This is a genomic window from Streptomyces atratus, assembly GCF_014648655.1.
Taxonomy (GTDB): Bacteria; Actinomycetota; Actinomycetes; order Streptomycetales; family Streptomycetaceae; genus Streptomyces; species Streptomyces atratus.
Map to the genome: position 1 here is coordinate 1 of NZ_BMRN01000114.1, position 6,404 is coordinate 6,404.

6 protein-coding genes and 1 pseudogene are annotated in these 6,404 nt (G+C 69.2%); 5 read left to right on the plus strand and 2 right to left on the minus strand.

Features of this window, described 5'->3' with window-relative positions; genetic code table 11:
* Positions 1 to 137 precede the first annotated feature (137 nt).
* Positions 138 to 680, plus strand: a pseudogene (locus IEZ15_RS46210) (MFS transporter); the annotation flags it as partial.
* A gap of 685 nt (positions 681 to 1,365) precedes the next feature.
* On the opposite strand, the gene IEZ15_RS43045 reads toward IEZ15_RS46210, so the two are convergent.
* Positions 1,366 to 1,965: a CGNR zinc finger domain-containing protein gene (locus tag IEZ15_RS43045; RefSeq protein ID WP_189282382.1), complete on the minus strand. Its 600-nt coding sequence runs from the start codon at positions 1,963 to 1,965 to the stop codon at positions 1,366 to 1,368.
* Between the two features lie 120 nt (positions 1,966 to 2,085).
* Between IEZ15_RS43045 and IEZ15_RS43050 the strand changes: the two genes are divergently transcribed.
* Both IEZ15_RS43050 and IEZ15_RS43055 read left to right on the plus strand, forming a co-directional pair.
* A complete protein-coding gene (locus tag IEZ15_RS43050) occupies positions 2,086 to 3,153 on the plus strand; it encodes an alcohol dehydrogenase catalytic domain-containing protein (protein ID WP_189282383.1) in 1,068 nt (355 codons plus the stop codon).
* Positions 3,154 to 3,221: 68 nt separating this feature from the next.
* A complete protein-coding gene (locus tag IEZ15_RS43055) occupies positions 3,222 to 4,202 on the plus strand; it encodes an alpha/beta hydrolase (protein ID WP_189282384.1) in 981 nt (326 codons plus the stop codon).
* A gap of 97 nt (positions 4,203 to 4,299) precedes the next feature.
* Here the strand turns inward: IEZ15_RS43055 and IEZ15_RS43060 are convergent, their stop codons facing one another.
* Positions 4,300 to 4,515, minus strand: coding sequence for a hypothetical protein (locus IEZ15_RS43060; protein ID WP_189282385.1), 216 nt, complete (start codon positions 4,513 to 4,515; stop codon positions 4,300 to 4,302).
* A 1-nt stretch (position 4,516) separates the two neighbouring features.
* Between IEZ15_RS43060 and IEZ15_RS43065 the strand changes: the two genes are divergently transcribed.
* On the plus strand, positions 4,517 to 4,729 hold the full coding sequence (locus tag IEZ15_RS43065) for a tautomerase family protein (RefSeq protein ID WP_114242980.1): 213 nt from the start codon (positions 4,517 to 4,519) through the stop codon (positions 4,727 to 4,729).
* A 418-nt stretch (positions 4,730 to 5,147) separates the two neighbouring features.
* Positions 5,148 to 5,465 carry a hypothetical protein gene (locus tag IEZ15_RS46215; RefSeq protein WP_229846577.1) on the plus strand — a complete coding sequence of 106 codons (318 nt, stop codon included), beginning with the start codon at positions 5,148 to 5,150 and terminating at the stop codon, positions 5,463 to 5,465.
* The last annotated feature ends 939 nt before the right edge of the window (positions 5,466 to 6,404 follow it).

Consider the following 6,404-nt stretch of genomic DNA (forward strand, 5'->3'; position numbering starts at 1 on the left):
AGCGGCAGACGGTTCACGAGTCACCCGGACCGGCGTCCTACGGCACGCTACGAGCGGCCAACCCGACCGCGTCCCGCTTTCCCCATATAAGTCGGCGGTTCAAACCCATCCAAGATCCATTGTCAGACAGAACCTAGCTGTGGCGGCACCCGCTGCCGCGCACCCTGTCCATGATCCTGACGGTCCTCTGCGCGTGCTGGGGAGCCTGGCTGGCGCTCATGCCACTGTTTGCCACCGAGGTGATGGAACTCGGCCCCCGGGAGTACGGACTGCTCCTGAGCATCCTGGGCATCGGTGGCCTGGTCGGCGCTCTCACCGTCGGCCGGGCCAACCGTCTCCTCGGGCGGCGCAGGGTGATGTTCGCCGATCTGCTCGGCACCCGCGCCATGATGGCGGTGCCCGCGCTCACCACCGATCTCCGGGCGGTCGCCGCCGCGGCCTTCGCGGGCGGCATGAGCGGGGCGCTGTGGACGGTCAACGCGCGCACCGTCGGGCAGCACCTCGTCCCCAACGCCATGCTCGGCCGGTACAACGCCGTGAGCCGCTTCTTCAGCTGGGGCGCCATGCCGATCGGAACCGGAGTGATGGGACTGCTCGCCGAACAGCTCGGCATGCGCCCGGCGTTCGCTCTCTTTGCCGCGTTCGTGGCCGTTGCCGTCGTCCCCTTCCGCCGGGTCGTGACGGGCCCCGCCCTCGCGGCGGCCTTCGACGAGGAGCACACTGCTCTTCCTCGCAAGGGGTGTAGCCGGCTGCCCTTTGGCCCGGTGGCGCAGAGCCCCGCGCCCGTGTCAGTCCGTGCTGCGGTCGCAGGCGCGTGCCGCCACGATTGGGTGCGTCCAGTGCGACTGGGGCCGCAACGACTTCCTGAAGTTCCGGTCGTACCTCGGCGGCCGCGACAGGGCCGACTGTTCGCGAACGAGGGTAGGAGCGACTCGACCTGACCTCCTACGACATGGACGGTGACGCGGAGAGGGTTCCGTACTGGAGCGACATCACCCTCCCCAACCGCCCGCCGGGGGGGCGCCGTCATCCGGATCGGGTGACACGGCGGCACCCGGTCGGTCCATGTGCCGGTGCTGGCCGTGCCTTTCCGGGCGTGACCGGCGTGAGCGCGTGGCAGGCCGAACCAGTAGGCGGCACGCCCTCATCCGGGTACCGGCGTTCACGCGGCCGCACGGTCAGGAGACGCCCGCAGACCGGTGGACTGTTGTCCTTCGTCGTCCACTCCTCGGTGTAGTCGACGCTGCCTGCGGTCGATGGAGGGGTCCGCGCCGGGGGTGGAAGTCGGGGCTCCCCTCGGCGCGGCCGTGATCGTCGATGCCCAGGGTGGGATCGACCAGGACACCCGCTGCTCCCGGGTCGGGGTCAGGACCCGCTCTGCGTCCTCGCCCGGTAGGTGCGCTTCTTGGCGAGGGCGCCGCAGGTCTTCATCGAGCACCAGCGGCGGGCGCCCGCGCGGGAGGTGTCGACGAAGGGTGTGCCGCACGCGGGGTTTCCGCAGATGCGGACGCGTGTGCGGTGGTCCGAGCGGCAGAGCTCAATCAGGTCCCGCGCGACCATGGAGAGCGCCGCCGCGACCTCGTCCCCGCGCCAGTGCACGGAGGTCGCGTCGGCCGAGAGTTCGGGTACGGATGTGGGCTCGGCGGCCGCGCTGTTGATCAGCGCGATGTCCTCGTGGGCGGGCGCGGTTTCGTCCGCCAGGGCCTGGCCGGTCCGCTGGACCGCCTCGCGCAGTCGTCTGGCGCGGCCCAGGTCGGCTTCGGTGCAGGCCGGCGCCACCGTGGTGCAGCCGCTCTCCACGCTCCAGCGGCCCAGGTCCTCCGGCCGGGCCAGCCGTTCGAAGGGCGTGTCCGTGCCGCGATCGGCCAGGGTGCCGGCGAAGGCGAAGCAGAGCCGCGCGTCGTCGAAGCGGAAGTCGGCCTTGGCGCGCTGGCGCCCTTCGCGGCGACCGTTCTTGTCATCCATGTCCACCACTTTATGTGGTTGACAACGCGCCGGGCAAGCACCTAGGTTTCAAGTCCACCACTTAAACCGGTGGACTTTGAACGCCTTCCCTGCACCACGAGCCACCCGGAGGTCGCGTCCATGCGCGCCGCAGTCATCGAAGAACTCAACAAGCCGCTCGTCGTCCGCGACGTGCCCGACCCTGTCTGCCCGCCGGACGGCGCGATCCTGCGCGTCGGGGCGAACGGGATCTGCCGAACCGACTGGGCCCTGTGGGCCGGGAACTTCTGGACGGGAGGGCCGAGCGTCGAGCCGCCGTTCGTCCTCGGCCACGAGTTCGCCGGCACGGTCGTGGAGGTCGGACGGGACGTGCGGGACTGGCGGGAGGGCGACCGCGTCATCTTCCCGATGAACCCCGGCGAGGGTTCCTGCGAGATGTGCCGCAGCGGCAACCAGCAGGTGTGCGAGCACGTGGACTCGCTCGTGCCCGGAGTGTCCTACTGGGGCGCCTTCGCCGAGTACGTCATGGTCCGCTTCGCCGACGTCAATCTGGTCCGGGTACCGGAGTCCGTCGGCTTCACGGACGTCGCCGCCCTCGCCTGCCGCTACATGACCGCTTTCCACGGCGTGGTCGACCAGGCGAAGGTCCGCGGCGGGGAATGGGTCGCGGTGTACGGAGCCGGCGGCGGCATGGGCCTGTCGACGGTGGAGATCGCCGCGGCGACGGGTGCCAACGTCATCGCGATCGACATCACGGACGAGAAGCTGGAGGCCGCGCGGGCCCTGGGCGCGGTCCACACCGTCAACGCGGCGAAGGACGACCCGGCGGAGGCCGTGAAGACCCTCACCGGGGGCGGAGCGCACGTGTCGGTCGACTCCGTGGGGATCGCCGAGGCCTGCCGCAACTCCGTCCTGTCCCTGCGTACGCGCGGCCGCCACCTCCAGCTCGGGCACACCACCGCCGCGGAGAAGGGGGACGTCGCGCTGCCGATCGACGTCATGATGGTCAAGGAGCTGGAGATCCTGAGTGCCTTCGGCATGCAGGGCCAGCGGTTCGGCACGATGCTGAACATGATCGCCGCCGGCCGCCTCGACCCCGGCCGGATCGTGACCCGCACCGTCGGCCTGCACGAGGCGAGCGGGGTGCTGGAGTCCCTGGAGAACTACGGACCGACCGGCGTAGTCGTCATCGACGAGTTCCAGGCCTGAGCCGCCCCCGCCCGGCGCCGCCCGGAGCGGCGCCTGCCATGGAAAGAGAAAAGAAAGTAGGCACAACCATGTCCGTTTCCCGTCTGCTGATGGACCGGGAACTGAGCCAGGCACTCGACGGCGTCCCCATGACGCCCAACGGCGCGTTCGACCTCACCGACATTCCCGCGACGCGTGCGGCGTTGCGCGCGCAGGCCGAGTCGATCGCCGAGAGCGAGCCCGGTGACCCGTCGGTCACAACGGAGGAGCACCGCGTCAGCCGGGCGGACGGCCCCGACGTGCCGGTCCGCGTGCTGCGGCCCGCGACCGCGCGAGGACCACTGCCGGTGATGCTCTGGTTCCACGGCGGTGGCCAGGTACTCGGCTTCGCAGCCCAGGACGACCCCTGGCTCAAGCGGCTGTGCTCGCGGCTCGGCTGCGCCGTCGCCGTGGTCGACTACCGGCTCGCCCCGGAAACACCCTCTCCCGGCGCCGCCGAGGACGGCTTCACCGCCTATCAGTGGCTCGTCCGCGAAGCGGAGACCCTGGGTCTGGACGGTGCCCGGATCGGCATCGCGGGCCAGAGCGGTGGCGGAGGCATCGCGGCGGCCACCGTCCTGCTGGTCCGGGACCGCGGCGGCGCGGCGCCTCTGTTCCAATCGCTGACGTACCCCATGCTGGACGACCGCAACCTGACTGCGTCGAGCCACGAAATCACCGACATCGGCATCTGGGACCGCTCCACGAACATCCTGGCCTGGCGGGCGATCCTGGGGGACCGCACCGGAAGCGACGACGTCTCACCGTACTCGGCCCCCTCCCGCGCGCAGGACCTCGGCGCACTGCCGCCGACCTTCATCGCGGTCGGCGAACTCGACTGCTTCCGCGATGAGGACCTCGACTACGCCGCGCGCTTGCGCGCCCACGGGGTCCCGGTCGAACTGCACCTCTACCCGGGCGCCTACCACGCCTTCGACCTGTTCGCCCCGGAGTCGCAGCTCGCGGCCACCTTCCAGCAGACCTGGCTCAACTACCTCGCCCGCCGGTTCCAGGACACATCCACGTCGTGACGTACTCCGACCGGCTCGTATGCCGGTGCAGGCCCCGACCGAAGTCCTCGGTCGGGGCCGGACGGCACGGCCATCGACGAGTGGCTGCCACGACTCGTCAGCGGCCGGGCTCCACGCCCGGGTCATCGTCGGCGAGCACGGCCAGACCGTCACCTACGAACGCGATGTCGCCCGGAACAGCGCCGAAGCCCGTTGCCGCAGTCAGATGTGGCTCCACGACAAATGGAGCACGCAGCGCCAGTAGCCACCCCGATGCCGCCGCGAGACCGGCGCAGCGGTATCCCCTTGAAGAAGAGACGAAAGAGAGAAGCACGATGCCCATCATCAACATCGCCGCCTGGGAGGGCGCCGGGGACGAGCAGACGCAGGAACTGCTGACCGAGGTCACCGAGACCGTGCACCGCGTCACGAGTATCCCGCGCGACAAGATCCTCGTCCTGTTCCACGCCAACCCGGTCAAGTACTGGGCGCAGGGCGGCGTCCTCGCCTCCGACCCCGACTTCCTCGAAAAGTCGCGCCAGCGCTGAAGTGCATGACCCACGTGGCTTGGTTCACTTCAAACGGTTCTGGCTCAACTTCCGTTTGCGCCGTGAGGCGCTGTTGGTTCGAGTGGAGGTGGAAGACCTGCACCAACCCGCTTTCGCAGCAGTCGGGTTGAAGCTGAGGGCAGCCTGATCCGGGTGGTGCCGGGGAGGGCGAGAGCGGCCCTGACAAAGCCGGGACGTGTCCAGTACTGCCAGATGGGGCGGGTCCGGCAAGCGTGATGGATGAACGATCCCTGGCCCATCACTGACCTCGACCCCGTGCGCCGCCTGCATGTCTTGGCCGGCGGTATTCGCGGCGCCCACGTGACCGAGGCGCACATGGACGCCCCCTTCGAACGGGTCTGGTCCCTGCTGGGCGACCTGGAGGGTGCCTTCGGGCAGGTCGTGCCCGACATGGAACATGGAACGGCTGCACGTCGTCCGTCGGCAGGGCGAGCGTGTGGAGGCGCTGGCGCACAGCAGGTACGGGATGCGGGCACGGCTGCGCGGCGTGCAGCGGCCCGGCTGGTGCTGGTGCTGGTGCTGGTGCTGGTGCTGGTGCTGGTTGCAGAGTCGGTTCCTGCTGCTCGTGCTCGGCGTGGCGGCGGCGCCAGAAGGCCCGGGTACTCGGGTGGCGTTCACCGGTGGCGTGCGCCTGCCGACCCATGCCGCCCTGATCCCCCTGGGCGTACGTCGTGAGGGCAGCCGCAGCGTTCAGCGCCTGACTGCCATGCTCTGACGGGAAGGCACCCGGTTTCCTGTCGCCTTTCGGCTGCCGGCCTTGGCTTTTTGGATCATCCTGTGCCCGCTGGGGAGTTGGGCCTTCCTTACGGTCGGCTTACCGGAGAAGATCCCTCCGGACCCCATCGGGGCTACCACGTTCCACGCGAGCGAGATACGACCGGGGTGGGTGCCCCCTTTACTCCGGGACGGCGATGCTCTCCCGGCTGGCAAGGAATCCCCAACCGGCGCCTGCCGCTTCTCAACGGCCAGTCCTGCACTCCGCTGGAACATCCCATCTGCAGAGCCAAAGATCACGAAGCATCATCAGGGGTTCAGTCGCCTTCACCCGTCCGGTCTTCCCCTTGCCTGTGGTCTGCGGATGGAACGCGGACCCTTGGGCTTCTCCCCCGAGCTCCGCACCGAGCCGTTACCGGCAACGCACGTCGGGGTGGGGACTGGCCTTGAGCACTGGCCAGGAACACGCTATCGACGTCAGTCGTCGGGCCTCTGACCAGCGCATTCACTCATCTCGTGCAGCATCGTGTCGCACATCCTTCTTCTCAGTGACGATCGGTGAGCCGTGCCGCGACTGTCTCATGGACCGTCTGCCACGTCCCATGGGACCGGCGTTCCACCTGGGTGTTGACTGCGCAACCTGGCCATAAGAGCCCTCCGCCTGAGCGGACACACCAGCAGTGCCGCTGACCTCCGCCACCACGCCCGCGACGAACCGGGGCCTTGCCACCTCGGCATCACGTGATCAAATCGGACAGACTCACTGAATGACGCCGCCCTGGACTCCGTCCCCGTTGTACGGTCGGGTGGGTACCGCAGCCATCGCCACAGGAGCGGAAATGGGACCGGATCATGTTCCTGATTGGTTCTGGGAAGTCCTGGAAGCGACACGACCGCGCCTGTCTGCCCTTGAATTGTGGTTGGAGTCCCAGCCGCGGGA